Source organism: Cellulomonas cellasea (assembly GCF_006538745.1).
GTDB classification, from domain to species: Bacteria; Actinomycetota; Actinomycetes; order Actinomycetales; family Cellulomonadaceae; genus Cellulomonas_A; species Cellulomonas_A cellasea.
Genome location: NZ_BJLR01000019.1, coordinates 146,807 through 172,072, shown reverse-complemented (window position 1 = coordinate 172,072; position 25,266 = coordinate 146,807). Strand labels below are relative to the sequence as shown.

Annotated in this window: 21 protein-coding genes; 12 read left to right on the top strand and 9 right to left on the bottom strand. The window is 74.5% G+C overall.

The window, feature by feature from the left end; genetic code table 11:
- Positions 1-124: 124 nt before the first annotated feature.
- Together ispG and CCE01nite_RS11435 are read left to right on the top strand one after the other, a co-directional pair.
- Complete coding sequence (ispG, locus tag CCE01nite_RS11440; RefSeq protein WP_174774694.1) at positions 125-1,261, top strand: flavodoxin-dependent (E)-4-hydroxy-3-methylbut-2-enyl-diphosphate synthase; 1,137 nt, start codon at positions 125-127, stop codon at positions 1,259-1,261.
- Between the two features lie 77 nt (positions 1,262-1,338).
- Positions 1,339-2,241, top strand: coding sequence for a GNAT family N-acetyltransferase (locus CCE01nite_RS11435; protein ID WP_141372376.1), 903 nt, complete (start codon positions 1,339-1,341; stop codon positions 2,239-2,241).
- A gap of 30 nt (positions 2,242-2,271) precedes the next feature.
- On the opposite strand, the gene CCE01nite_RS11430 is transcribed toward CCE01nite_RS11435, so the two are convergent.
- A complete protein-coding gene (locus CCE01nite_RS11430; protein WP_141372375.1) occupies positions 2,272-3,156 on the bottom strand; it encodes an Fpg/Nei family DNA glycosylase in 885 nt (294 codons plus the stop codon).
- 35 nt (positions 3,157-3,191) lie between these two features.
- On the opposite strand from CCE01nite_RS11430, the gene CCE01nite_RS11425 reads away from it, so the two are divergent.
- Positions 3,192-5,003 carry a proline--tRNA ligase gene (locus CCE01nite_RS11425; RefSeq protein WP_141372374.1) on the top strand — a complete coding sequence of 604 codons (1,812 nt, stop codon included), beginning with the start codon at positions 3,192-3,194 and terminating at the stop codon, positions 5,001-5,003.
- Positions 5,004-5,071: 68 nt separating this feature from the next.
- Here CCE01nite_RS11425 and CCE01nite_RS11420 read toward each other — a convergent pair whose 3' ends face one another.
- The gene (locus CCE01nite_RS11420; RefSeq protein ID WP_141372373.1) at positions 5,072-6,196 is read right to left on the bottom strand and encodes a DUF4439 domain-containing protein; all 1,125 of its coding nucleotides are present in this window, start codon (positions 6,194-6,196) and stop codon (positions 5,072-5,074) included.
- A gap of 158 nt (positions 6,197-6,354) precedes the next feature.
- On the opposite strand from CCE01nite_RS11420, the gene rimP reads away from it, so the two are divergent.
- The 5 genes from rimP to rbfA all read left to right on the top strand — a co-directional run bounded on the left by rimP (position 6,355) and on the right by rbfA (position 12,189).
- The gene (gene rimP / locus CCE01nite_RS11415; protein WP_141372372.1) at positions 6,355-7,020 is read left to right on the top strand and encodes a ribosome maturation factor RimP; all 666 of its coding nucleotides are present in this window, start codon (positions 6,355-6,357) and stop codon (positions 7,018-7,020) included.
- 1 nt (position 7,021) lies between these two features.
- Positions 7,022-8,134, top strand: coding sequence for a transcription termination factor NusA (gene nusA / locus CCE01nite_RS11410; RefSeq protein ID WP_141372371.1), 1,113 nt, complete (start codon positions 7,022-7,024; stop codon positions 8,132-8,134).
- A gap of 89 nt (positions 8,135-8,223) precedes the next feature.
- Entirely contained in the window at positions 8,224-8,487 is a 264-nt protein-coding gene (locus CCE01nite_RS11405) for a YlxR family protein (RefSeq protein ID WP_141372370.1), read from the top strand.
- A gap of 172 nt (positions 8,488-8,659) precedes the next feature.
- On the top strand, positions 8,660-11,599 hold the full coding sequence (infB, locus tag CCE01nite_RS11400; RefSeq protein ID WP_141372369.1) for a translation initiation factor IF-2: 2,940 nt from the start codon (positions 8,660-8,662) through the stop codon (positions 11,597-11,599).
- A 137-nt stretch (positions 11,600-11,736) separates the two neighbouring features.
- On the top strand, positions 11,737-12,189 hold the full coding sequence (gene rbfA / locus CCE01nite_RS11395; RefSeq protein ID WP_034628105.1) for a 30S ribosome-binding factor RbfA: 453 nt from the start codon (positions 11,737-11,739) through the stop codon (positions 12,187-12,189).
- Between the two features lie 181 nt (positions 12,190-12,370).
- On the opposite strand, the gene CCE01nite_RS11390 is transcribed toward rbfA, so the two are convergent.
- The 6 genes from CCE01nite_RS11390 to CCE01nite_RS22390 form a co-directional block, all read right to left on the bottom strand.
- Entirely contained in the window at positions 12,371-12,838 is a 468-nt protein-coding gene (locus tag CCE01nite_RS11390) for an NAD(P)H-dependent oxidoreductase (RefSeq protein ID WP_052103903.1), read from the bottom strand.
- A 126-nt stretch (positions 12,839-12,964) separates the two neighbouring features.
- Complete coding sequence (locus CCE01nite_RS11385; RefSeq protein ID WP_034628108.1) at positions 12,965-14,338, bottom strand: LLM class flavin-dependent oxidoreductase; 1,374 nt, start codon at positions 14,336-14,338, stop codon at positions 12,965-12,967.
- 34 nt (positions 14,339-14,372) lie between these two features.
- The gene (locus tag CCE01nite_RS11380) at positions 14,373-15,449 is read right to left on the bottom strand and encodes an ABC transporter substrate-binding protein (RefSeq protein WP_034628112.1); all 1,077 of its coding nucleotides are present in this window, start codon (positions 15,447-15,449) and stop codon (positions 14,373-14,375) included.
- 99 nt (positions 15,450-15,548) lie between these two features.
- Complete coding sequence (locus tag CCE01nite_RS11375; RefSeq protein WP_246056471.1) at positions 15,549-16,469, bottom strand: ABC transporter permease; 921 nt, start codon at positions 16,467-16,469, stop codon at positions 15,549-15,551.
- Positions 16,462-17,316, bottom strand: coding sequence for an ABC transporter ATP-binding protein (locus CCE01nite_RS11370; protein WP_084142586.1), 855 nt, complete (start codon positions 17,314-17,316; stop codon positions 16,462-16,464). The genes CCE01nite_RS11375 and CCE01nite_RS11370 overlap by 8 nt, the downstream gene beginning before the upstream one ends.
- Positions 17,317-17,642: 326 nt before the next feature.
- A complete protein-coding gene (locus CCE01nite_RS22390; protein ID WP_281282385.1) occupies positions 17,643-17,765 on the bottom strand; it encodes a hypothetical protein in 123 nt (40 codons plus the stop codon).
- Positions 17,766-18,182: 417 nt separating this feature from the next.
- On the opposite strand from CCE01nite_RS22390, the gene CCE01nite_RS11365 reads away from it, so the two are divergent.
- Both CCE01nite_RS11365 and truB read left to right on the top strand, forming a co-directional pair.
- Positions 18,183-21,548 (top strand): glycoside hydrolase family 9 protein, encoded by a 3,366-nt coding sequence (locus tag CCE01nite_RS11365; RefSeq protein WP_170223967.1) that lies wholly within the window; start codon positions 18,183-18,185, stop codon positions 21,546-21,548.
- 239 nt (positions 21,549-21,787) lie between these two features.
- The gene (gene truB, locus CCE01nite_RS11360) at positions 21,788-22,804 is read left to right on the top strand and encodes a tRNA pseudouridine(55) synthase TruB (protein ID WP_052103910.1); all 1,017 of its coding nucleotides are present in this window, start codon (positions 21,788-21,790) and stop codon (positions 22,802-22,804) included.
- Between the two features lie 33 nt (positions 22,805-22,837).
- On the opposite strand, the gene CCE01nite_RS11355 is transcribed toward truB, so the two are convergent.
- Positions 22,838-23,368 carry an NUDIX hydrolase gene (locus CCE01nite_RS11355; protein WP_034628117.1) on the bottom strand — a complete coding sequence of 177 codons (531 nt, stop codon included), beginning with the start codon at positions 23,366-23,368 and terminating at the stop codon, positions 22,838-22,840.
- 231 nt (positions 23,369-23,599) lie between these two features.
- Here CCE01nite_RS11355 and CCE01nite_RS11350 point away from each other — a divergent pair, with 231 nt between their 5' ends.
- Positions 23,600-24,601, top strand: coding sequence for a bifunctional riboflavin kinase/FAD synthetase (locus tag CCE01nite_RS11350; protein ID WP_034628120.1), 1,002 nt, complete (start codon positions 23,600-23,602; stop codon positions 24,599-24,601).
- A gap of 188 nt (positions 24,602-24,789) precedes the next feature.
- Positions 24,790-25,059, top strand: coding sequence for a 30S ribosomal protein S15 (rpsO, locus tag CCE01nite_RS11345; protein ID WP_034628123.1), 270 nt, complete (start codon positions 24,790-24,792; stop codon positions 25,057-25,059).
- Positions 25,060-25,266: the final 207 nt, after the last annotated feature.

Sequence of the window (25,266 nt, the reverse complement as noted above, 5' to 3'; positions counted from 1 at the left end):
CTCGGCGCGGCCGGTGAGGTCGCGCGAGGGGAGTGGGTGGGTGTGGTGAGAGTCGTCACTCCGGGGCACCGCCGGCGGCTGCGGGTGGGACACTGGGACGGTGAGCATCCCCCTCAACCTCGGCATGCCGGAGGCCCCCGCCCCGGTGCTGGCCCCCCGTCGCAAGACGCGCAAGATCAACGTCGGCAAGGTCGCGGTCGGGGGCGACGCCCCGGTCAGCGTCCAGTCGATGTGCACGACCCCGACGACCGACATCAACGCGACGCTCCAGCAGATCGCCGCCCTGACGGCGTCCGGCTGCGACATCGTGCGCGTCGCGGTGCCGAGCCAGGACGACGCGGACGCGCTGCCCGCGATCGCGCGCAAGTCGCAGATCCCCGTGATCGCCGACATCCATTTCCAGCCGAAGTACGTGTTCGCGGCGATCGACGCCGGCTGCGCCGCCGTGCGCGTCAACCCGGGCAACATCCGGAAGTTCGACGACCAGGTCAAGGAGATCGCGCGCGCTGCGACCGACGCCGGCGTCTCGATCCGGATCGGCGTCAACGCCGGCTCGCTCGACCCGCGCCTGCTCGCGAAGTACGGCAAGGCGACGCCGGAGGCGCTCGTCGAGTCCGCGGTCTGGGAGGCGTCGCTGTTCGAGGAGCACGGCTTCCACGACTTCAAGATCTCCGTCAAGCACAACGACCCCGTGATCATGGTCCGGGCCTACGAGATGCTGTCCGAGCGCGGCGACTGGCCGCTGCACCTCGGCGTGACCGAGGCCGGCCCGGCGTTCCAGGGCACGATCAAGTCCGCCACCGCGTTCGGCGCGCTGCTGAGCAAGGGCATCGGCGACACGATCCGCGTCTCGCTGTCCGCGCCTCCCGTCGAGGAGGTCAAGGTCGGCATCCAGATCCTGCAGTCGCTCAACCTGCGCCCGCGCAAGCTCGAGATCGTGTCGTGCCCGTCGTGCGGGCGCGCGCAGGTCGACGTCTACACGCTCGCCGAGAAGGTGACCGCCGGGCTCGAGGGGCTCGAGGTCCCGCTCCGCGTCGCCGTCATGGGCTGCGTCGTCAACGGGCCGGGCGAGGCACGCGAGGCGGACCTCGGCGTCGCGTCGGGCAACGGCAAGGGCCAGATCTTCGTGCGCGGCGAGGTCATCAAGACCGTGCCCGAGTCGATGATCGTCGAGACGCTCATCGAGGAGGCCATGCGCCTCGCGGACTCGATGGAGCCGGTCGACGGAGCGGGCGGACCGACGGTCGTGACGGTCGGCTGAGGACGAGCCGCCCGGAGCCGGGGACCGGGCTCGCGCCGGCCCGGCGCGCCGGCGGGACGTGGGGCAGAATCGCTGCCATGGGACGTGGGCGCTGGGCCACGCAGGACCGCCAGGTCGCCGGTGGGCGTCTCCTGGGTGACGCGGACGTCGCGGCGGCCCTCGCGGTGTGCGCGCTCGACCCGGTCGCCTCGGTGCTCGCGACCGCACGCCTGGAGTCCGCCGCGCGGACGGGCCTGCGCTCGACCGGCGGGCAGCTGTGGGGGTACGAGGACGCCGGCGAGCTGCTCGCGGTCTGCTGGGCCGGCGCGAACCTCGTGCCTGTCGTCCCCGTCGAGGACGCCGCCGAGGACGCGCTCGACGGCTTTGCGGCGCTCGCGTCGCGGCACGGGCGCCGGTGCTCCTCGATCGTCGGCGAGGCCCCCGCGGTGCTCGGCCTGTGGGACCGGCTCGCCGACGAGTGGCCGCGGGCGCGCGAGGTCCGGGCGGACCAGCCGTCGATGGTGCTCGACGACGACCCCGTGCTCGCCCCCGACCCGGCGGTGCGCCGCTCGCAGCCGGGGGAGTACCCGCTCGTCCTGCCCGCGTGCGTGCGGATGTTCGTCGAGGAGGTCGGTTACTCGCCGGTCTCCGGCAGCGACGGCCCGTACGAGGCACGGGTGCGCAGCCTCATCGCCGACGGCCGCTCGTTCGTGCGCATCGACGACGACGTCGCGCCCGACGGCGGTCCCGGTGTCGTCTTCAAGGCCGAGCTCGGCGCGGTGGCCGGCGGCGTCGCCCAGGTGCAGGGCGTGTGGGTCAGCCCGTCGCACCGCGGCCTCGGGCTCTCGGAGCCCGGCATGGCGGCCGTCGTCGCGGCGACCCGGCGGGACGTCGCCCCGGTGGTCAGCCTGTACGCCAACCACTACAACGCCCGCGCGCTCGCCGCGTACCGGTCCGTGGGGTTCCGCCAGGTCGGGACGTACGCGACGGTCCTGTTCTGACCCTGCGGGCGTCCGTCGACGGCCGCGCGCTCAGCGCAGCAGGCGCGAGAGCCGCCGGTCCGCGAGCGGCTGGCCGCCCGTCTGGCACGTCGGGCAGTACTGCAGCGAGGAGTCCGCGAACGAGACCTCGTGGACCGTGTCCCCGCACGGCACGCCGTCCCAGCCCGGGCACGGCTCACCCGTCCGGCCGTGCACGCGCATCCCGCGCCGCTTGGCGTCCTTGAGCTCGGCGGCGGGCTTCCCGGCGGCGGCGCCGACGGCCTCGGTGAGCACGTCGACGACCGCCCGGTAGAGGACCGCGGCGCGGTCCGCGTCGAACGAGCGGGTCGGCGCGAACGGGCTCAGCCGGGCCGCGTGCAGGATCTCGTCGGAGTAGGCGTTCCCGATGCCGGCGATCGTGCCCTGGTCGCGCAGCAGGCCCTTGACCTGCTGGTTGCGCGCCGCGAGGAGCTCCCGGAGCCGGGCCGCGGTGAACTCGGCCGAGAGCGGCTCGACCCCGAGGGTCGCGACCTGCGGGACCTCGTGCGGGTCGGTCACGACGTAGACCGCGAGGCGCTTGCGGGTGCCGGCCTCGGTGAGGTCGAACCCGCTCCCGTCGTCGAAGCGCACGCGCAGCGCGATGGGCGAGCGGCCCGGCTTGACGGCGGTCTTCGGCACCGCGTCGTACCACCGCAGCCAGCCCGCGCGCGCGAGGTGGAGCACGAGGTGCAGCGCCGGCTCGTCCCCCACGGCCACGTCGATCCACTTGCCGTGCCGCTCGACGCCGACGACCGTGCGCCCCACGAGGTCCGCCGGACCGGGGGAGAAGGTCTTGAGCGCGCTGATCGCCCCGACGTCGGCCCCGGTCACGGCGCGCCCGACGACGCGCTCACGCAGGAAGGACGCGAGCGCGTCGACCTCGGGAAGCTCCGGCACGGGTCCATCGTGGAGCACGCACTAGGCTCTGCGCCATGCTGCTGCGCCTGTCCTCGCTGTTCGTCCGCACCCTGCGAGAGGACCCGGTCGACGCCGAGGTGGCGAGCCACCGCCTGCTCGTGCGCGCCGGGTACATCCGCCGGGCCGCCCCGGGCATCTACACGTGGCTCCCGCTGGGCCTGCGCGTGCTCGCCAAGGTCGAGGCCGTCGTCCGCGAGGAGATGGCCGCGGCGGGTGCGCAGGAGGTGCACTTCCCGGCGCTCCTGCCCCGCGAGCCGTACGAGGCGACGGGCCGCTGGACGGAGTACGGGCCGAACATCTTCCGGCTCAAGGACCGCAAGGGCGGGGACTACCTGCTCGCGCCGACGCACGAGGAGCTCTTCACGCTGCTCGTGAAGGACCTGTACTCCTCGTACAAGGACCTGCCGCTCACGCTGTTCCAGGTCCAGACGAAGTACCGCGACGAGGCCCGCCCGCGTGCCGGCCTGATCCGCGGCCGCGAGTTCATCATGAAGGACGCGTACTCGTTCGACGTCGACGACGAGGGCCTCGCGCAGTCCTACCAGCGCCAGCGCGACGCGTACGAGCGGATCTTCACGCGCCTCGGGCTCGAGTACGTCATCGTCGCCGCGACGTCGGGCGCGATGGGCGGCTCGCGCAGCGAGGAGTTCCTCACGCCGACCGCGATCGGCGAGGACACGTTCGTGCGCTCGGCGGGCGGGTACGCCGCCAACGTCGAGGCCGTCACGACCGTCGTCCCCGACGCCGTGCCGTTCGACGACGCGCCGGCCGCGCACGTCGAGGACACCCCCGACACCCCGACGATCGACACGCTCGTCGCGCTCGCGAACGAGCGCTTCGCGCGCCCCGACCGGGCCTGGACGGCCGCGGACACGCTCAAGAACGTCGTCCTGGCGCTCGTCCACCCGACCGGGGAGCGCGAGCTCGTCGTCGTCGGGCTGCCCGGCGACCGCGAGGTCGACCTCAAGCGCCTCGAGGCGGCCGTCTCGCCGGCCGAGGTCGAGCCGGCGGGCGAGGCGGACTTCGCCGCGCACCCCGAGATCGTCAAGGGCTACCTCGGCCCGGCCGTGCTCGGCCCCAACCCCACGGGCCAGGCTGCCGACGACGAGACCCGCACGAGCCTGCGCTACCTGCTCGACCCGCGAGTCGCGGCGGGCACCCGGTGGATCACCGGCGCGAACGAGCCCGGGCGCCACGTGTTCGACCTCGTCGCGGGCCGGGACTTCACCGCCGACGGGACGATCGAGGCCGCCGAGGTGCGCGCCGGCGACCCCGCGCCCGACGGCTCGGGCCCGCTCGAGCTCGCGCGCGGCATCGAGATCGGCCACATCTTCGCGCTCGGCCGCAAGTACGCCCAGGCGCTCGGGCTGACCGTGCTGAACCAGAACGGCAAGGCCGTCGTCGTCACGATGGGCTCCTACGGCATCGGCGTCACACGCGTGCTCGCGGCCCTCGCCGAGGCGAACCACGACGAGCGCGGGCTCGCCTGGCCCCCGGGCGTCGCCCCGGCGCACGTGCACGTGGTCGCGACCGGCAAGGACGCGGCCGTCTTCGAGGCCGCCGAGTCGCTCGCCACGACGCTGTCCGCGCGCGGCATCGAGGTGCTCTACGACGACCGTCCCAAGGTCGCGCCCGGGGTCAAGTTCAACGACGCCGAGCTCTTCGGCGTGCCGCTCGTGGTCGTCGTGGGGCGCGGGCTCGCCGAGGGCGTCGTCGAGGTCCGTCCCCGCGTGGCGGTCGAGGGCGGACCCGCCGCCGAGCAGGTCCCGGTCTCCGAGGCCGCGGACCGGGTCGCCGAGCTCGTGGACGACCTGCTCGCGGGCTGACCGCCACCGGTGCGGCGGCCCCCGTCGTCGACGCGGGGCCGCGCCCGGCGAACCCGCCGCCTCCGGCGTCAGCCGTCCGCGCCGCCCGCGGGCTCGGCCGGCCCGGCGTCGGGCGCGGCGTCGGCGCCCGGCTGCCGCTCGGGCAGCCCGGGGAACGCGACCGGGGGAGCGCCGTGCGCGGCGGACTCGGCGTCGGCGGTCCGCAGGGCCTCGATCACCGCGGTGCGCGCGCCGGCCGGGGCGACCGCGACGGCGCTCGCGTACGCGACGGTGAGCCGCAGCTCGAGCGTGCGCCCGAGCTCGACCGCGACCGCGGGGTCGTCGATGCCGCCGGGCAGCGCGTACGCGGTGCGGCGGGGGTCGATCGCGGTGCCGTCGACGCCGGCCTCGCGCGCCCACGCCTCGGCCCGTCCCCGGTGCGCCGCGGCGTCGGCCTGCGCGGCGGCCCGGGCGTCGCCCGAGAGCTTCGCCGCGACGACCTCGTACGCGTAGCCGACCTCGTCCTCGGCGACGACGAGGTCGGCGTACGTGCCGGGCGTCAGCGGGCCGGCCTGGACGGACGCGGCCGGGCTCGGCGCCGGGTCGGCGGGCTCGGGCGGGGTCGACCCGATCGCGGCGCCGAGCCGGTCGCGCAGGCCGGAGCGTGCGGTCGCGACCGACGCGAGCAGGCGGGCCAGCTGACCGTCCTCGACGGCGTCGGCGTCGGTGCGCGCGGTGTCCGCCGCGGTCGCGACGAGGGCGAGCAGGGCGGCCGGGTCGGCGACGGGCGCGGGGGAGGGCGCCGCCGTCGCGGTCCCCGTCGGCTCGGGCAGGCCCGAGTCGTAGACGCCGCCGAGCTGCTCGGCGTGCGCGGTCGAGAAGGCGACCAGGTCGGCCAGCACCGGCGTCAGCGCGTCCTCGGGTGCGGCCGCGGCCGCCCGTGCCTCGGTCAGGTCGGCCGCACCCGCGGCGAGCGCGAGGGCGTCGTCGACCGCGCGGCTGCGGACCACCTCCACGGCGTCGGGGACGAGCGGCTCCGGCGGCGGGGTCTCGAGGCGCAGGCCGCACCCCGAGAGCGCGAGGACCGCACCGAGGAGGCCGACGAGCAGGCGGGCGGGGCGGCTCGTCGCGCGCGCGCCGGTCCGGGGTGCGCGTGCCCCGCTCCTGGGCCGGACGGTGTGCGCGGACGGCTCCGCAGGGCAGGTGGCTCTCATCGCCCGCGATCCTCCCACGGGTGCGGTGCTCGCACGGTGGCGGAGCCGGCGGTCGGGCGAGCCGCGTCGAGTCGTTAGGCTGGGCGCCACAACATCACAGGGTCGGCAGTCCGGAGGGGCGCGTCAGGGTGACCCGCCGGAGCCGACAGGAGGCGACCATGCCCGCGCCAGCACCGACGAACCGGGTCCGGGACGTCATCGAACCGGTCGTGAGCGCGGCCGGCCTGCACCTCGAGGAGCTCGAGGTGACGCGGGTCGGCGCACGGACGGTCGTGAGCGTGGTCCTCGACCTCCACGAGGACGAGACCGGCGGCCTGAGCCTCGACCGCATCGCGGAGGTCTCGCGCGACATCTCGACCGCCCTCGACGACGTCATCCCGGGCGAGAGCACCCTCGAGGTGTCGAGCCCGGGCGTCTCGCGCCCGCTGACCGAGCGCCGCCACTTCGCACGGGCGCGCGGCCGGCTCCTGACCGTGCGGCTGCACGACGGCGAGCCCGTGACCGGACGCCTCGTCTCGGTCGAGGGGGAGGGCCCGGCGACCGTGCTGCACGTCGTCCCCGAGCCCGTGAGCGTCAAGGGCCGCAAGCCCGTCGCAGCCCCGCCCCAGGACATCACGCTCGACCGCGTGCGCGACGCGCACGTGGAGGTCGAGCTCGCCCGCCTCGCGCACGGGTCCGACGCCGAGCTGTTCGGCGAGGACCTGGACGAGGACACGGGCACCGACGACGTCGACGACCTCGACGTCGACGACCTCGAACCGGACGGCTCGGGAACCGACGCCGCCGACCCCGACGCCGGTGCGCCGGCCCCAGAGGAGAGCTGACGTGGACATCGACATGGCCGCCCTGCGGATGCTCGAGCGCGAGCGGGACATCAGTCTCGACGTGCTCGTGTCCGCGATCGAGCAGGCGCTGCTGTCCGCCTACCACCGCACGCCCGGTGCGCACGCGACCGCGCGTGTCGAGCTCGACCGCAAGACCGGGCACGTGACGGTCTGGGCACGCGAGCAGCAGCCCGCGCCCGAGCCCGCGGAGGACGGCGTCGCGGTGCCGCCGCCGGCTCCCGGGCCCGAGTTCGACGACACCCCGCAGGGCTTCGGGCGCATCGCCACGGCCACCGCGCGCCAGGTCATCGTGCAGCGCCTGCGCGACGCCGAGGACGACCAGGTGCTCGGCGCGTTCCGCGGCAAGGAGGGCGAGGTGCTCGGCGGCGTGATCCAGCAGGGTCGCGACCCGCGCGTCGTGCTCGTGGAGGTCGGGGGCACCGAGGCCGTCCTGCCCGCGCACGAGCAGGTCCCGACCGAGCAGTACGTGCACGGCGAGCGGCTGCGCTCGCTCGTGCTCGAGGTCGCGCGCGGGCCGAAGGGTCCGCAGATCACGCTCTCGCGCACGCACCCGAACCTCGTGCGCCAGCTCTTCGCGCTCGAGGTCCCCGAGGTCGCCGACGGCTCGGTCGAGATCACCGCGATCGCGCGCGAGGCGGGTCACCGCACCAAGGTCGCCGTGCGCGGCCGGGTCGCGGGCCTCAACGCCAAGGGCGCCTGCATCGGCCCGCTCGGTGCCCGCGTGCGGGCGGTCATGGCGGAGCTGCACGGCGAGAAGATCGACATCGTCGACCACTCGGACGACCCGGCCGAGATGGTGGCGCACGCGCTCTCGCCCGCGCGTGTGGTGTCCGTCACGGTGGTCGACCCGGTCGCGCGCGCCGCTCGCGTCGTGGTGCCGGACTACCAGCTGTCGCTCGCGATCGGCAAGGAGGGGCAGAACGCCCGCCTCGCCGCCAAGCTCACGGGCTGGCGCATCGACATCCGCTCGGACGCCGAGGCCCCGGCCGGTGCGTCCGGCGAGGGGCACGGCGACGGCCCGCAGGACGGGCGCCGCGACGTGCCGGCCCGCGGCGAGACGCAGCGGGGAGCCGGCTCCGGTCCCACGCGGTGACGAGGCGCGGTAGACTTCCGGAGGCTGGGCTGGATGCCCGGTTCTCCGCGCCGAGCAGGCGACCCCCTGACACCCCCCCGGTGTCCGTCATGGGTCCGGCCCGCACGTGCGTGGGGTGCCGGTCGACCGGCCCGAGGTCGGTCCTGCTGAGGACGGTCGTCGGGACGGGCACCGCGGGGGAACCCGCAGTGGTCGTCGACGTCGGTCGTCGGATGCCGGGCCGGGGGGCGTGGCTGCACCCCGAGCTTCACTGCCTCGAGCTTGCCGAGCGCCGTCGGGCGTTCCCGCGGGCCCTGCGTCATGCAGGTCCGCTGGACGTCGCACCGGTGCGCGAGCATCTCGAGCGCGGCTGAGGGGAACCAGCGACCGGGTCCCGAACCCGGGAGCACCGAACCGTCGACATGGGAAGCGGGTTTGACAAGCCGATGGCTGCCCGATGAGCACGCACCGATGAGTACCCAGCGATGAGTACCTCGCACTAACGACGGTCCGACCCTCTCCTGGGCGGACCGAGACAGGAGAGATGTGGCCAAGGTCCGCGTCTACGAGCTCGCCAAAGAGCTCGGTGTGGAAAGCAAGACCATCATGACCAAGCTGGGCGACCTCGGGGAGTTCGTCCGTTCGGCGTCCTCGACGATCGAGCCGCCCGTCGTGCGCAAGCTGCGCGACCTCTACCCCGTGGGTGGCTCCGCGACCGCCCCGGCGCCGGCACGTCCCGCGGCGCCGAAGCCGGCCGCCGCGCCGACGCCTGCCGCTGCCGCCCCGGCCGCACCGGCACCTGCCGCTGCTGCCCCCAGCCCGGCCGCTGCGGCACCCGCCGCGCCGGCTCCCGCACGTCCGGCCGCACCGGCCCCGGCCGCTCCGGCGGCCCCGGCCGCGACCGCTCCGGCCGCGCCGAGCGCCCCCGCCCGTGCGGCGAGCGCCTCGGCACCCGCCGCACCGGCTCCCGGCGCCCCGGCACCGGCACGTCGTCCCGGCTCCGCCGGCGACGCCGCGCGCCCCGGCCCCCGTCCGGCCCCGGCCGCACCGGCTCAGTCCGGTCGTCCCGGTGGCGCGTCGCGTCCCGGCAACAACCCGTTCGCACCGTCGCAGGGCATGCCCCGCTCCGGTGGTCAGGGCGGCTCGGGCGGTCCCCGTCCGGGCGGCCCGCGTCCGGGCAACAACCCGTTCGCGCCGTCGCAGGGCATGCCCCGTCCCGGCGACCGTCGCGGCGGCGAGGCCCCCGCGGCCGCGTCCGGCGCCCCGGCCCCCGCGGGCGAGCGTCCGGGCGGTCCCCGTCCCGGTGGACCGCGTCCCAACCCCGGCATGATGCCGGGCCGCAGCTCGAGCGGCGTCGGCCGCCCGGGTGAGCGCCCGGGTCCCGGCGGTCGTCCGGGTGGTGGCGGCCCCGGTGGTCGTCCCGGTGGCGGCGGCGGCGGTTACGCCGGTCGTCCCGGTGGCGCCCCCGGCGGCGCTCCTGCGGGCGGCGGCGGCTTCGCCGGTCGTCCCGGTGGCGGCGGTGGTCGCCCCGGCGGTGCCGGTCGCGGCAGCACGCAGGGTGCGTTCGGTCGCGCCGGCGGTCGCCCCGTGCGCGGACGGAAGTCGAAGCGCGCGAAGCGCCAGGAGTTCGAGCAGATGCAGGCCCCCTCGCTGGGTGGCGTGCAGGTTCCCCGCGGCAACGGGCGCACGGTCGTGCGCCTGCGTCACGGCTCCTCGCTGAACGACTTCGCCGACAAGATCGACGCGAACCCCGCCAGCCTCGTCACGGTGCTGTTCCACCTCGGTGAGATGGCGACCGCGACGCAGTCGCTCGACGAGGACACGTTCGGCACGCTCGCGGTCGAGCTCGGGTACGTCATCGAGATGGTGTCGGCCGAGGAGGAGGACCGCGAGCTGCTCGGGGCCTTCGACATCGACCTGGACCAGGAGCTCGCGGACGAGGACGACGAGCAGCTGCAGCCGCGGCCGCCCGTCGTGACCGTCATGGGCCACGTCGACCACGGCAAGACCAAGCTCCTCGACGCGATCCGTTCCACGGACGTCGTCGCGGGCGAGGCCGGCGGCATCACGCAGCACATCGGTGCCTACCAGGTGCGTCACGTCCACGAGGGCGTCGACCGTGCGCTGACCTTCATCGACACCCCGGGTCACGAGGCGTTCACCGCCATGCGTGCGCGTGGTGCGCAGGTCACGGACATCGCGATCCTCGTGGTCGCGGCCGACGACGGCGTGATGCCCCAGACGATCGAGGCGCTCAACCACGCCCAGGCGGCCGGCGTGCCGATCGTGGTCGCGGTCAACAAGGTGGACAAGGAGGGGGCCAACCCCGCCAAGATCCGTCAGCAGCTCACGGAGTACAACCTCGTGGCCGAGGAGTACGGCGGCGACACGATGTTCGTCGACGTCTCCGCGAAGCAGAACCAGGGCATCGACTCGCTGCTCGAGGCGGTCCTCCTCACGGCGGACGCGGCGCTCGACCTGCGGGCCAACCCCGACAAGGACGCGCGCGGCGTGGCCATCGAGGCCAACCTCGACAAGGGACGCGGTGCCGTCGCGACGGTCCTCGTCCAGTCGGGCACGCTGCACGTCGGTGACGCGATCGTCGCCGGCACGGCCCACGGCCGCGTCCGGGCGATGTTCGACGAGCACGGCGAGACGGTCACCGCAGCAGGGCCGGCGCGTCCGGTCATGGTGCTCGGTCTCGCGTCGGTCCCGCGCGCCGGCGACACCCTCCTGGTGGCGTCCGACGAGCGCACCGCGCGGCAGATCGCCGAGAAGCGCGAGGCGGCCGAGCGTGCCGCCCTCCTGGCGAAGCGTCGCAAGCGCATCAGCCTCGAGGACTTCACGCAGGCGCTCCAGCAGGGCAAGGTCGAGACCCTCAACCTGGTCCTCAAGGGCGACGTCTCGGGTGCCGTCGAGGCCCTCGAGGACGCGCTGCTCAAGATCGACGTCGGCGAGGAGGTCGACCTGCGCGTCATCCACCGCGGTGTGGGTGCCATCACGCAGAACGACGTCAACCTCGCGACGGTCGACAACGCGATCATCATCGGGTTCAACGTCAAGTACGCGGAGCGCGTCGAGGAGCTCGCCGACCGCGAGGGTGTGGACGTCCGGTTCTACTCGGTCATCTACCAGGCCATCGACGACGTCGAGGCCGCCCTCAAGGGCATGCTCAAGCCGGAGTACGAGGAGGCGCAGCTCGGCACCGCGGAGGTGCGCGAGGTGTTCCGCTCCTCGAAGTTCGGCAACATCGCCGGTTCGCTCGTGCGCTCCGGGGAGATCCGCCGCAACACGAAGGCGCGCGTGCTCCGCAACGGCACCGTCGTGGGGGACAACCTCACGATCGAGTCGCTCAAGCGGTTCAAGGACGACGCGACCGAGGTCCGCGAGGGCTACGAGTGCGGTATCGGGCTCGGCTCGTTCAACAACATCGAGATCGGCGACACGATCGAGACGTGGGAGATGCGGGAGAAGCCGCGGTCCTGACCGTGTGCTCCACCGCACGACCCGCATGACGCCGTGAACGTCGGGTGGCCCGGACCTGCTGGTCCGGGCCACCTGGCGCTCAGGACACCTGTCAGCCCCGCGACGGGGCCTGACCGACGACGAAAGGCGGAGATGTCATGGCTGACCACGGTCGCGCGAGGAAGCTCGCGGAGCGCATCCAGCAGATCGTCGCGCAGATGATCGACACCCGGATCAAGGACCCGCGCCTCGGGTTCGCCACGATCACGGACGTGCGCATGACCGGCGACCTGCAGCACGCCGACGTGTTCTACACGGTGCTCGGGGACGACGAGGCACGTGCGGGGACCGCGGCGGCGCTCGAGAGCGCCAAGGGGCTCATCCGCTCGGAGGTCGGCAAGCAGACCGGGATCCGGCTCACGCCGACGCTCGACTTCCACCTCGACGCCGTCCCGGAGACGGCCGCGCACCTCGAGGCCGCGCTGCTCGAGGCCGCCCGGCGTGACGCCGAGGTGGCCGCGCTCGCCGCGTCCGCCCGCTACGCAGGAGAGTCCGACCCGTACCGGAAGCCGGTCGAGGACGACGAGGACGGGGCGGACGAGGTCCGCTGACGCGCCGCACGCAGACGACGACGCCCGTGCCCCTCACGTTGGGGGCACGGGCGTCGCGGCGTCCGGGGACGGGTCAGATCGACGGCACGAGCGACTCGTCGCGGCGCCGCTCCGACAGGAACGGCAGCGCCCGGGTGATCGCCTTGTCGATGCGGGCGTCGAGCTCCGCGCCCGTGACCTGCTAGCTCGTGAACTCGGAGTCGTGCGCGTAGATCGCGAGGGGCAGCGTCTCGGCCTGGAAGAAGCCGAACAGCGGCCGGAACTGGTGCTCCAGCGCGAGCGTGTGGCGCTCGGACCCCCCGGTCGCGACGAGCAGGACGGGCGTCCCGGCGAGCGCCGTCGGCGCCAGCAGGTCGAACACGTGCTTGAACAGGCCCGTGTAGGAGCCCTTGTAGATCGGGCTCGCCGCGATGACCAGGTCGGCCCCGGCGATCTCGGCGAGCGAGCGGGCGATGGGCGAGCCCGGGTCGCCGTACGTGTCGGTGAAGAACGGCACGAGGTCGGTCACGTGGATCGTGGTGGCGTCGAGCGGCAGGTGCCGGCCGAGGCGCTCGACGATCTCGGCGACGAGCGCCGCGGTCTTGGACGGGACGCTCGGGCTGCCGTTGACGGCGACGACCTTGAGCGGGGCGTCGGTGCTGCGGGTCATGTGCGGGGTCCTCTCGGACGGGGAGCGCGCGGGCCGGTCGGCGTGTGCGGGGCTCGGGCCCCGGCTCGCGCCGGGCCTCGGCCCGCGCGCTCCCTGGTGCGGGGTGGGTGGGGGCTGCCGGCCCGGTCAGACGCCGGCGAGGGCGGGCTCGGTCTCGGGGGCCGTGGCGTACCGGTTCACCGGGCGGTCGAGGCCGAGGTGGTCGCGCAGCGTCGTGCCCGTGTACCCCTCGCGGAAGAGCCCGCGGGCACGCAGCAGCGGCACGACGTGCTCGGTGAACGCCTCGATGCCACCGGGCAGGTACGGCGGCATGACGTTGAAGCCGTCCGCGGCGCCGTGCGTGAACCACTCGGTGATCGTGTCCGCGACCTGCTCCGGCGTGCCGGCAACGACGCGGTGCCCGCGGGCCCCGGCAAGACGGTGCAGGAGCTCGCGGAGCGTCGGCTGCTCGCGGCGCACGATGCCCGCGACGACCTGCCGCCGGGAGCGGTTGTTGTCCGTCACGTCGCCCGCGTCGGCGAACACGTCGAGCGGCACGGGCCGGTCGAGGTCCGCGACGTCGAACGTCGCCTCGGCGAGCGTCGCGAGCTGGCGCAGCCCGTACTCGGGCACGGTGAGCTCGTTGAACTCCCGCTCGAGCGCTCGCGCCTCCGCCTCGGTCCCGCCGAGGAACGGGCTGATCCCGGGCAGGATCTTGACCTGGTCGGGTCGGCGGCCGTAGCGCTCGACGCCCGCCTTGATGTCGGAGTAGAACGCCTGCGCGTCGCTGAGCTGCTGGTGCGCCGTGAAGATCGCCTCGGCGTGGCGGCTCGCGAACGCGCGCCCCTCGTTCGACGCGCCGGCCTGCACGAGGACGGGGTGCCCCTGGGGCGGGCGGGGTGCGTTGAGCGCGCCGGCGACCCGCAGGTGCTCGCCGCGGAACGCCGCCGGGTGGATGCGGGACGGGTCCGCGAACCGCCCGGTGGCACGGTCGGCGAGCACGGCGTCGTCCTGCCAGCTGTCCCACAGCCGCGTGGCGACCTCGACGAACTCGCCGGCGCGCGCGTACCGCTCGCTCGGGTCGGGGTGCTCGTCGAGCCCGAAGTTCGCGGCGGCGGCCGACGCGGCCGTCGTGACGATGTTCCACCCGGCCCGTCCGCCGCTGAGGTGGTCGAGCGTCGCGAACAGCCGCGCGAGGTTGTACGGGTCGTAGAAGGTGGTCGACGCGGTCGCGATGAGCCCGATGTGCGTCGTCACGGCGGCGACCGACGCGAGCGTGAGGATCGGCTCGAGGTGCGCGGCGCTGTTGAACTCGATGCCCGGGCTGAGCACGGGTCCGTCGGCGAAGAAGATCGCGTCGAACGCGGCGCGCTCGGCGTGCTGGGCGAGCTCGTGGTGGTAGCCGGCGGTGAACAGCTCCTCGACCCGCGTCGAGGGGTGACGCCAGGCGGCCTCGTGGTGGCCGACGCCGTTGATGAACAGGTTGAGGCTGAGCTGTCGGCGAGCGGGCTGGTCGGACATGGTGGACCTCGCGATCGGTGGGAGGGGTGAGGGGTCAGGAGGCGTCGACGGGCTCGCCGTCGGGTCCGCTGCCCGGCTCGTAGGTGCCGTTGGCGTAGGGGTTGTGCTCGTTGGTGTAGATGTCGTCCGCGCTGAAGCGGCCCTTCTCGAGCTCGCCGTTGCGCACGAGCCAGTCGATCCACGTCGAGATCTCGCGCTCCTCGATCACGCCGCCCGGGGTGGACACGCCGACCGACTTCCAGAACGGCACCAGCTCGGGGGTCTCGCCGCGGTCCCGCTCGGTGATGATCTGCGTGTAGCGCGCGTGCACCTCGTCGACGGGCGTGACCTGGGTCCAGCGGATCGCGCGGGCGATGCCCTGCACGTAGTCCGCGACGGCCTCGGGGTTCTCCTCGATGAAGTCGTCCCGGAAGATGTACGACCCGTAGCTGAACTCCCCGAACAGCTCGACCTCGGAGAAGAGCAGCCGCAGCCCGCCGCGCTCGAGGGCCTTGTCCTGGAAGACCGAGCTGATGGCGACGACGTCGACCTGGCCCTCGCGCAGGACCTGCTCGGCGTTGACGGGCGGGACGACCGTGAGCTCGACCTGCGCGATCTCGTCGGCGTCGAGCCCCTCACGGGCCAGCCACTCGCGGATGACGAACTCGCTCTGCGCGCCGAGGGTGTTGATCCCGATCTTCTTGCCGATCAGGTCGCGGGCCTCGGTGACGGGGGAGTCCTCGAGCGTGTAGAAGCCGCCGAACGCCTTGGTGTCCGAGCCGTAGTACGAGATGACGGACGTCACCTTCGCGCCCGACGAGCGGAGCTTGACGATCGCCCCGTTGAACGCGCCGCCGACGTCGGTCGCGCCCGTCGCGGCGGACTGGATGCTCTGCGGCCCGCCCGTGGAGTTGCCGACCCACTCGAGCCGGACCTTCTCGAAGTAGCCGAGGTCGTCGGCCAGCTCGGGGAGCGTGACCTGCCCGGCCGAGCCGTCGTAGCGGATGGTCGTCGTGCCGTCGGCGTCGACCGTCGCGGCGTCGGCGGCGCCCGAGCACGCGGCCAGCGTGAGGACGAGCGCTCCGGCGAGCGCGGCCGACGCGGCGGCGGACAGGCGTGAGGACAGGGACATGAGAATGCTCCAGAGGGGTTTTTCGGGGTCGACGAGGAGGCCGACGCCGTGCGGAGGACGTGCCGGTGCGGAAGTCAGGAAAACGGGGTGGGCGGGCGCTCAGGAGGACGCGGTGCGCCAGCGCGAGAAATGCCGTTCGAGGGCGAGCAGCACGCCGTTGACGCTCACGCCGACGAGCGCGATGGCGATGATTCCGGCGTACATCTTCTCGATCTGGAAGTTGAACTGCGTGTACGTGATCAGGTAGCCGAGGCCGGCCTTCGCGCCGACCATCTCGGCCGCGATGAGCACGAGGATCGACGACGCGCCGGCCATCCGGACGCCGGTGAAGACCGTCGGCACCGCGGCGGGCAGCACCACCTTCTGGAAGAGCCGCAGCGACGACAGCCCGAGCGACCGCGCCGACTTCACGAGCAGCGGGTCGACCGAGCGCACCGCCGAGATCGTCGTGAGCAGCACCGGGAAGGTGCACGCATAGACCACGAGCGCGATCTTCGAGGTCTCGCCGATGCCGAGGATGAGGATGAACACGGGCAGCAGCGCGAGCGCGGCGGTGTTGCGGAACAGCTCGAGGAACGGGCTGAGCACGTCCGACACCCGCTCGTACCAGCCGATCGCGACGCCGAGCGGGATCGCGGCGAGCACGGCGATCGCGAAGCCGGTGCCCGCCCGGCTCAGGCTCGCGCCGAGGTGCAGGGCGAGCTCGCCGCTCGACGCCAGGGTCCCGAACGCGTCGAGCACCCGGCTCAGCGGCGGGAGGAACACCGCGTCGACGAGCCCGACGCGCGGCGCGACCTCCCAGAGGGCGAGGAAGAGGACGAGCACGATCGAGGAACGCAGCACCCGTCCGAGGAGCGCGCGCACGCGTCGCGCGAGCGTGGGCGTCGCGTCGCGGTCCGCGGCGAGGGCCGGCCGGCGGCCGAGCGTGGGCGGGTCGGCGAACGCGACGGTGTCCTCGGCGGCCGGGACGACGGGGGGCGCGGCCGCCGGGTCGGTGCGGGGGGACAGGGTGCTAGGCACGGGCGGGCTCCAGGGTGGCGTGCAGGGGCAGGAGGTCGGTCTCGGCCTCGTCGGGCGTCCCGGCGGGGCTGTGCAGCTCGGTCCACACGCGGTGCCGCAGCCGCCCGAACTCGGGGTCGGAGCGGATGTCGTCGGACCGACTGCGGTCGAGGTCGACGTCGATCACGGTGCGCAGCCGCCCGGGCCGGGGGCTCATGACCGCGACGCGCTGGCCCAGGTAGAGGGCCTCGTCGATACCGTGCGTGATGAACACGATCGTCGTGCCGGTCGCGCGCCAGATCCGCAGCAGCTCGTCCTGCAGCGTCTCGCGGGTCTGGGCGTCGAGCGCCGCGAAGGGCTCGTCCATGAGCAGCACCTCCGGCTCGAACGCCAGGGCCCGGGCGATCGCCACGCGCTGCTTCATGCCGCCCGACAGCTCGTGCGGGTACCGCTGCTCGAAGCCGCTCAGCCCCACGAGGTCGAGGTAGCGCCCGGAGATCTCCGAGCGCCGGGCCCGGCTGAGCCCCTTGGCCTCGAGCCCGAGCTCGACGTTGGCGCGCGCCGTCCGCCAGGGCAGCAGCGCGTACTGCTGGAAGACGACGCCGCGGTCGAGCCCGGGGCCCGTGAGCGGCTGCCCGTCGAGCAGGATCGCGCCCGACGACGGCTGCGTGAGGCCCGCGAGCAGGTCGAGCAACGTCGACTTGCCGCAGCCGGACGGGCCCACGACGGTCAGCAGCTCCCCCGCGGGGACGTCGAGCGTGAAGTCGTCGAGCGCCGTGAACAGCGTGCGTGCGCCGCGTCCGCGGGTGTCGTCGCGGACCGTGAAGTCCTTATGCACGTGGTCGAACCTGAGCTTGGGCGTGGGCATGTCGAGCCTTTCCGGGCAGGGGTGCGCGGCAGGGGAGCGGGCGGTGCGGAGGTGTGCCGGCGAGGCGGACGGTCCCGGCGCTGCGCCCGGGTGCGGCCGCCCGCGGACGCCGGGTGCGCGCCGGCCGCTCCCCGCCACATCGGACGGGGAGCACACGCCGGGGCGCACGGATCGTGCGTCCCGGGGCGGTGCGGGAGCGCGCACCCGAGATCGGGCGCTGCGGTCAGCCGGTGCGCGGCGAGCGCGTCCCGACGTCGGGACCGGTGCTCAGCGGGGGCGGCTGGACGCGCGGGGGGCGCGGCGGTGCGCCGGGCGTGGTGCGGTGACTACCGACAGAGCCGGCTGGCGACGCGCATGAGGTCGACGGCGCGCTGGGTCGTGAGGTGGACCGGCAGGTGCCCGGACGGGCGACCCTCGGTGACCTCGCGCAGTGCGGCGTCGGTGAACATGTCGGGAAAACTAGTGACACGGTCCGCGCCGGCGCAATACGCATCCATGGGGTGAGACGACGACGGCGCGGGCGGGGATCGAGTATTGCATTCCTGGTGGTTCCCCGCCGACAGGAATCCGCGCCCGAGAACACCCCTGGCGAACAATGCTTGCGCGCGGTCGGTAGTCCGTCGGCCGCGACGGGAATGGCTGCGCCCCGGATGTGGCGATGTGCGCCTCCTCGGGAGCGAGCGGGGTTGGCGGTCCCTCGCGTGGGGCGCTCGGCGCCGGCTCGGGCCGGGTGGCCGCGAGGCGGGGCCGCTCCCGGAGAGCGCCTCCCCCTGCCGCGTGCGGGGGTGTCCTGTTAGCGTGGCTTGCGCACATCGTCCCGGGCTCCTCCACATCGTCGTGAGAGCGCTCCCATGAACGGAGACACCGTGGTTTCCTTCCCCGATGCGAGCGCCCGGGCCTCGGGCGCCGCCGCAGCGACCGTGGCGGTACTCGCCCTCGCGGCCGCCGTCAGCCCCGTCGCCCTCGCCGGTCCGCTGACCGACGTGCACGACTTCGCCACCGGGACCGAGGGCTGGTTCTCGTACCCGCCCGAGGCGGTCACGGCGTCGGCCGAGACCGGCGAGCTGTGCGCCGCGGTCGGCGCGCACACCGGCAACCCGTGGGACGTCGCGATCCAGCACGACGCCGTCACGTTCGACCGCGACGCGACGTACACCGTCGAGTTCGACGCGCACGCGAGCCGAGCCGTGACCGTGCCCGTGCAGGGCGGACCCGGCTACCCCGCGGTGTTCGGCCAGTCCGTGCAGCTCGACGGGTCGAGCACGCCCGAGCACGTCGCGCTCACGTTCTCCCCGTCCGCCTGGCCGACCGGCGAGGGCAGCCCGGTCGCCGACGACTGGACCACGGCGACCGGCAACGTCTCGTTCCAGCTCGGCAACCAGGGTGAGCCCTACGAGCTGTGCATCGACGACTTCTCGATCACGCCGCTCGGCACCAACCTGATCCCGAACGGCGACTTCGCGAGCGGCTCGACCGACCCGTGGTTCGTCGCCGGGGACCTCGGGCCCGCCGACGTGTCGAGCGGCGCGCTCGTCGTGCCGGTGCCCGCCGCCTCGGGCATCTACGCGGGCGTCGGGTTCAACGGGCTCGCGATCGAGGAGGGGACCAGCTACACGCTGACCTTCGACGTCAGCGCGTCCGAGGAGCGCACGATCCGCGCGATCGTCGGGGAGAACGGCGGGAGCTACGGCACCGTCCTCGACAAGACGGTCCCCGTGACGACCGAGCCGACGACCGTCTCGCACACGTTCACCGCGACCGACTCCTACCCGGCGACCACGACGCCCGGCGGCCCCTTCGAGGGGCAGCTCGCGTTCCAGGTCGGCGGGCGCGGGGACGACTGGACCTTCACGTTGGACAACGTCTCGCTGGTCGAGAGCCTGACGCCGCCCCCGCCGTACGCGCCGGAGACCGGACCGCGCGTCCGGGTCAACCAGGTCGGGTACCTGCCGGCCGGGCCCAAGCAGGCGACGCTCGTCACCGAGAGGACCGAGCCCGTCGTCTGGCAGGTCCGCACCGTGTCGGGAGGCGTCCTCGCCGAGGGTGTCACGACGCCCCGCGGCGTCGAGCCGAGCTCCGGCCTGAACGTGCACACGATCGACTTCGGGGAGCTCGCGACCGAGGCCGAGGGCCTGGTCCTCGCGGCCGACGGCGAGACCAGCCGCCCGTTCGACATCGACGTCGACCTCTACCAGCAGCTCCGGTACGACGCGCTGAACTTCTTCTACCTCATGCGCAGCGGCACCGAGATCGACGCGGCGATCGACCCCGACTACGCGCGCCCGGCGGGCCACGTCGACGTCGCACCCAACAAGGGCGACGGCGCGGTCACGTGCCTCACGGCGGCCGACGAGGGCGCCGGGTGGGCCTATGGCGACTGGACGTGCCCCGAGGGGTACGCGCTCGACGTGCGCGGCGGCTGGTACGACGCCGGCGACCACGGCAAGTACGTCGTCAACGGCGGCATCGCCGCGGCGCAGCTCCTGAGCACGTACGAGCGCACCCTGCACGCGGGCACGGCCGACCCCGGCGCGCTCGCGGACGGCACGCTCGCCGTCCCCGAGAGCTCCAACGGGGTCCCGGACGTGCTCGACGAGGCGCGCTGGGAGCTCGAGTTTCTGCTCAGCATGCAGGTGCCCGCCGACGGCGGGGAGTACGCCGGCATGGCCCACCACAAGATCCACGACGTCGGGTGGACCGGCCTGCCGCTGCTGCCGTCGCAGGACCCGCAGGAGCGCCGCCTCGCCCGGCCCTCGACCGCGGCGACGCTCAACCTCGCCGCCGCGGCCGCGCAGGGCGCCCGCCTGTTCGCCGAGCACGACCCGGAGTTCGCCGCCGAGCTCCTCGCGGCGGCGCGCACGGCGTGGGACGCCGCGCAGGCGCACCCGGCGGTCCTCGCCCCCGACGCCGCGGGCAACAACGGCGGCGGCGCGTACAGCGACGGCACCGTGACGGACGAGTTCTACTGGGCCGCCGCGGAGCTGTTCCTCACGACCGGCGAGAACGCGTTCGCCGAGCACCTGCTCGCCAGCCCGCACGCGACCGGCGACGTCTTCGGTCCCGGGGGGATGAACTGGGGGAGCACCGCGGGCCTGGGGCGCCTCGACCTGGCGACCGTGCCGAACGCCCTGCCGACGCGTGACGCGATCCGGCAGTCCGTGCTCGACGCGGCCGACGCGTACGTCGCGACGCAGGACGCCCAGGCGTGGGGGAGCACCTACGTGCGGCCCGACGGCCTGTACGAGTGGGGCTCGAACAGCATGGTGCTCAACACCACGGTCGTGATCGCGACCGCGTTCGACCTCACCGGCGACGAGACCTACCGGCGGTCGGCGCTCGAGGCGGTGGACTACCTGCTGGGCCGCAACGCGCTCAACATCTCCTACGTCTCGGGCTACGGCGAGGTCAGCGCGCAGCACCAGCACAACCGCTGGTTCCCGCTCTCGGTCCCGGGCGTGTCTCCGGAGGGGTCGCTCGCGGGCGGGCCCAACTCGACGACCGGCACGTGGGACCCGACGATGCAGGCGGCGTTCGCCGGCGGCTGCACGCCGTCCATGTGCTACCTCGACGAGCTCGGGTCGTGGGCGTCCAACGAGGTCGCGATCAACTGGAACTCGGCCCTCTCGTGGGTGGCGTCGTTCGTCGCCGACCAGGGGGACGGGTCCGCCGACGCGAGCACCCCGGTGCGTGTCACGGGGCAGCCGGCCGACGTGACCGTGGCTCCGGGGGCGACCGCGACGTTCACCGCCGCGGCGACCGGCGTCCCGGCGCCGACCGTGCGGTGGCAGGTGCAGCGTCCGGGCGCGCGGTGGGTCGACGTGCCGGGTGCGACGAGCACGACACTGACCGTGACGGCCGCGATCGCCGACCACGGCACGCTCTACCGCGCGGTGTTCACGAACGCGTCCGGCTCGGAGGCCACCGACGTCGCCCGCCTCGCGGTCGTCGCGGCCGAGCCGCTCACCGTGCGGCTCTCGGCGCCGGCGGTGCGCGCGGGCGGGCACGTGACGGTGGCGGTCGTGGGTGCGGCTGCGCGGGAGATCGTCCAGGTCCGGCTCGGTGACGAGCTCCTGGACACCCGGGCGGTGCGCAAGGACGGCACCGTGTCGATCAGCGTGCGCGTCCCGCGCCACACCGACCCCGGCGCCTACGTCGTGACGGTGCGGGGGGCGTCCTCCGGTCGCGAGGGTACGGCGACGCTCCAGGTCCTGCCGGCTCCGCGGCGCTCCTGACGTCCGACGCGAGGGGCCGGGCTGCGGCTCGGCCCCTCGCGTCGTCCCGGTGGGCAGCGGCGGTCCCGGCCCCACCGCAACACGCAGGACGTCCGCGAAAGCGTCTGTATGCCCACAAAGCAGACGCATCTGCGGGGCCGCCGTGCACACGTGGGACCTCCCGTGAGGATCGGTGCGCGTCCGGCGGCGGACGCTCCCGGCGGGACCCCGTGGGCCGCGCGCCGGATAGCCTGCCGGGCATGAATCCCTCCGACGCCGCGCCGCGGACCGCGCGCCAGCGCCCCGCGCCCGGCCCCCGCCGGCCCACCGCCCCGGACGGGCTCGTCGTCGTCGACAAGCCGGCCGGGATGACGAGCCACGACGTCGTCGCCCGGATGCGCCGCATCGCCGGGACACGCAAGGTGGGGCACGCCGGGACGCTCGACCCCATGGCGACCGGGGTCCTCGTCGTCGGCATCGGACGGGCGACGCGGCTGCTCACGTACGTCGTCGGCGCCGACAAGGAGTACCGCGCGACGGTCCGGCTGGGCGTGACGACGACCACCGACGACGCCGAGGGCGAGACCCTCGCGGTGGCCGACGCGTCGGCCGTCACGCGCGCGGACCTCACGGGTCCGGTGGCCGCTCTCACGGGGCGCATCGAGCAGGTCCCCAGCTCGGTGAGCGCGATCAAGGTCGACGGGCAGCGCGCGTACGCGCGGGTGCGTGCCGGCGAGGACGTCGCGCTCGCGGCGCGCCCGGTCACCGTGAGCCGGTTCGACGTGCACGAGGTGCGGCGAGCGGGCGAGCGGGCGGCAGCGGGCGGCGAGCCGGTGCCCGCCGGCGCGCTCGACGTCGACGTCACGGTCGTGTGCTCGTCGGGCACCTACGTCCGGGCGCTCGCGCGTGACCTCGGCGCGGCGCTCGGCGTGGGCGGGCACCTGACCGCGCTGCGGCGCACGCGGGTCGGCGGCTACGACCTCGCGGGCGCGCGCACGCTCGACGACCTGCTCGCCTGGCCCGAGGACGTCCCGCTCGAGGTGCTCGCGCTCGCCGACGCCGCCCGGGCGACGTTCCCGGTGCGGGAGCTCACCGCGCCGGAGGCGGCGGCGCTGTCGTACGGCAAGCGCATCGCGGCGCAGGTCGCGGAAGGGCCGGCGGACGTCGCGCGCGCCGCGGGGCCGGTCGCCGGCATCTCGCCGGAGGGGACGCTCGTGGCGCTGCTCGAGGAGCGCGGCGAGCACGCCGCACCCGTCCTGGTGTTCGCCCCGGCCTGACCAGCGGGGCGGCCGGACCGGGCGGCGGTGGCGTCAGGGCCGGTCGAGCAGGAAGCGCAGCAGCCCGGTGAGCGACAGGCCGTCGCCGATCCCGCCGTCGAGCACGAGGCGGCGGACCTCGTCGAGCGGGACCCACGCGATGCGCTCCGACTCGAACGCGTCGGCAGGCTCGCCGACGTGCGTCGCCCCGTCGGCCACGAAGACGTGGAACGTCTGGTCGCTCGAGCCGTTGGTGGGGTGGTACCCCACGAGCGGGCGCAGCGGTCCGGGCCGCCAGCCGGTCTCCTCGAGCGTCTCGCGCGCCGCCGCCTCCGCGGGGGTCTCGGCTCCCTCGAGTCGCCCGGCCGGGACCTCCCAGCCCCACGTGTCGGTGATGAACCGGTGGCGCCACAGCAGGAGCACCCCGCGCTCGGGGTCGTGCACGACCGTGCCCGCGGCGTGCGCCGGCATCCGGACGACGTGGTGGTCGAGCCGTCCCACGCCGGGGACCTCGACGTCGACGAGCGCGACGCGCACCCACGGGGAGTCGTACACGGTCCGCTCGCCGAAGGTCTGCCATCGCATCGTCCGACCCTAGGGGCTCGGGTCCGTCCACCGCCCGCACCGCCCGGGCCCCACGCGCGCGGGAGCGAGACGGCAGCGCGGACGGCAGCGCGGACGGCAGCACCGACGGCACCGCGGACGGGCCGTGGGGCGGGCCGCGTGGTGGGCGCGGTCCGGCGGGACCTCCCGTGCGTGGCAGGCTTGTCCCCGCCTGACCGGCCGCCACCGCGGCCCCGTCTCCGAGGAGCGCGCGTGCACCGCTGGACCGACCTTGCCGACGTCCCGGACGGCTTCGGCCCGTCCGTCGTGACGATCGGCAACTTCGACGGCGTGCACCGCGGGCACGTGAGCGTGCTGACCCGGCTCGTCGCGGACGCCCGTGCGTCGGGCGCGTCCGCGGTCGCGGTGACGTTCACGCCGCACCCGCAGCAGGTCCACCGGCCCGAGCACGCGCCGCCGCTCCTCACGGGGGACGCGGACCGCCTCGAGCTGCTCGCGGGGACCGGCCTCGACGCCGTGCTGCTCCTGCCGTACACGCTCGGGTTCGCGCGGCAGACGCCCGCCGAGTTCGTCGAGCGCTATCTCGTCGGCGGTCTGGCCGCGCGCACCGTCGTGGTCGGCCGCGACGTGCGCTTCGGCTGGGAGAACTCGGGCGATCTCGGCACGATGATCGAGCTCGGGCGCCGGTACGGGTTCACCGTCGAGGTGCTCGAGGACGTCGTGCCCGAGCCCAGCGCGAGCGAGGGCGAGGGGCACCGGCGGTGGTCCTCGACGTGGGTCCGCGAGCTGCTCGACGCGGGCGACGTCATTGGCGCGGCGCACGTCCTCGGGCGCCCCCACCGGCTGCGCGGGGTCGTCGTGCACGGCGACGCGCGGGGACGGGAGCTGGGCTTCCCGACGGCCAACCTCGCCCCGGACGCGACGGGCATGGTGCCCGCCGACGGCGTGTACGCGGGCTGGCTGCGCCGGGTCGCCGAGCCCGGCGGCCCCGCGGCGGACGCGCCCGAGGTGCTGCCCGCGGCGGTGTCGATCGGCACCAACCCGACGTTCGCGGGGCTCCAGCGCCGCGTCGAGGCGTACGTGCTCGACCGCACGGACCTCGACCTGTACGACGACGAGGTCGTCCTCGAGCTCGTCGACCGGCTGCGCCCGACGGAGCGGTTCGACTCGGTCGAGGCGCTCGTCGAGCAGATGCACGACGACGTCGCGCGTGCGCGCGTGGTCCTCGCGGACGGCCCGGCCACCGCGCGCTGAGGGTGCGCCGACGGTGCGGCGCGCCGGCGACCCTGACGTGGGGCGGGGCCGCCCCGGCGGTCCGGCGGATTGGGGGCCGCAGGTCACCGGCTGGTAACATGCTGGTGCCGTCAGATCGGCCGCGGACCGAGAGCGCTCGGGTGGACATGCCCCGGAGCACCGCGCAACGAGTACACACCTGGAGAACCGTGCCCCTCGACAGTGCCACCAAGCAGTCCATCATGACCGAGTACGCGACCCACGAGGGCGACACCGGTTCCCCCGAGGTCCAGATCGCGATGCTCACGCAGCGCATCAAGGACCTCACCGAGCACCTCAAGGCGCACAAGCACGACCACCACAGCCGGCGTGGCCTGCTGCTCCTGGTCGGCCAGCGTCGCCGCCTCCTGGGCTACCTCCAGAAGGTCGACATCAACCGCTACCGCAGCCTGATCGAGCGTCTCGGCCTGCGCCGCTAGCACCTCGGACCAGCCCGGACCCCCGCGGGTCCGGGCTGGTTCCGCGTCGGGCACGCTCAGGTGAGCCGTCCGGCAGCACCACCAGCACCACCCACCGCGCCGACCACCCGTCCGGTCCTCGGTAGTGGCGTCCGGAGCCCCGCTCCGGGTACCTCGATCGAAGACCGCCGTGGTCAGGCCGGCGCCTTCAACGAAGAGGAGGGCACC

Coding starts and splice junctions, on each gene's coding strand:
- CCE01nite_RS11420 (WP_141372373.1), bottom strand. CDS start 6,196: ATGAGAGCCACCTGCCCTGCGGAGCCGTCCGCGCACACCGTCCGGCCC.
- CCE01nite_RS11385 (WP_034628108.1), bottom strand. CDS start 14,338: ATGTCCGACCAGCCCGCTCGCCGACAGCTCAGCCTCAACCTGTTCATC.
- ispG (WP_174774694.1), top strand. CDS start 125: ATGCCGGAGGCCCCCGCCCCGGTGCTGGCCCCCCGTCGCAAGACGCGC.
- CCE01nite_RS11370 (WP_084142586.1), bottom strand. CDS start 17,316: ATGCCCACGCCCAAGCTCAGGTTCGACCACGTGCATAAGGACTTCACG.
- CCE01nite_RS11425 (WP_141372374.1), top strand. CDS start 3,192: ATGCTGCTGCGCCTGTCCTCGCTGTTCGTCCGCACCCTGCGAGAGGAC.
- CCE01nite_RS11380 (WP_034628112.1), bottom strand. CDS start 15,449: ATGTCCCTGTCCTCACGCCTGTCCGCCGCCGCGTCGGCCGCGCTCGCC.
- CCE01nite_RS11355 (WP_034628117.1), bottom strand. CDS start 23,368: ATGCGATGGCAGACCTTCGGCGAGCGGACCGTGTACGACTCCCCGTGG.
- CCE01nite_RS22390 (WP_281282385.1), bottom strand. CDS start 17,765: ATGTTCACCGACGCCGCACTGCGCGAGGTCACCGAGGGTCGCCCGTCC.
- CCE01nite_RS11405 (WP_141372370.1), top strand. CDS start 8,224: ATGGGTCCGGCCCGCACGTGCGTGGGGTGCCGGTCGACCGGCCCGAGG.
- CCE01nite_RS11390 (WP_052103903.1), bottom strand. CDS start 12,838: ATGACCCGCAGCACCGACGCCCCGCTCAAGGTCGTCGCCGTCAACGGC.
- rbfA (WP_034628105.1), top strand. CDS start 11,737: ATGGCTGACCACGGTCGCGCGAGGAAGCTCGCGGAGCGCATCCAGCAG.
- truB (WP_052103910.1), top strand. CDS start 21,788: ATGAATCCCTCCGACGCCGCGCCGCGGACCGCGCGCCAGCGCCCCGCG.
- CCE01nite_RS11435 (WP_141372376.1), top strand. CDS start 1,339: ATGGGACGTGGGCGCTGGGCCACGCAGGACCGCCAGGTCGCCGGTGGG.
- rimP (WP_141372372.1), top strand. CDS start 6,355: ATGCCCGCGCCAGCACCGACGAACCGGGTCCGGGACGTCATCGAACCG.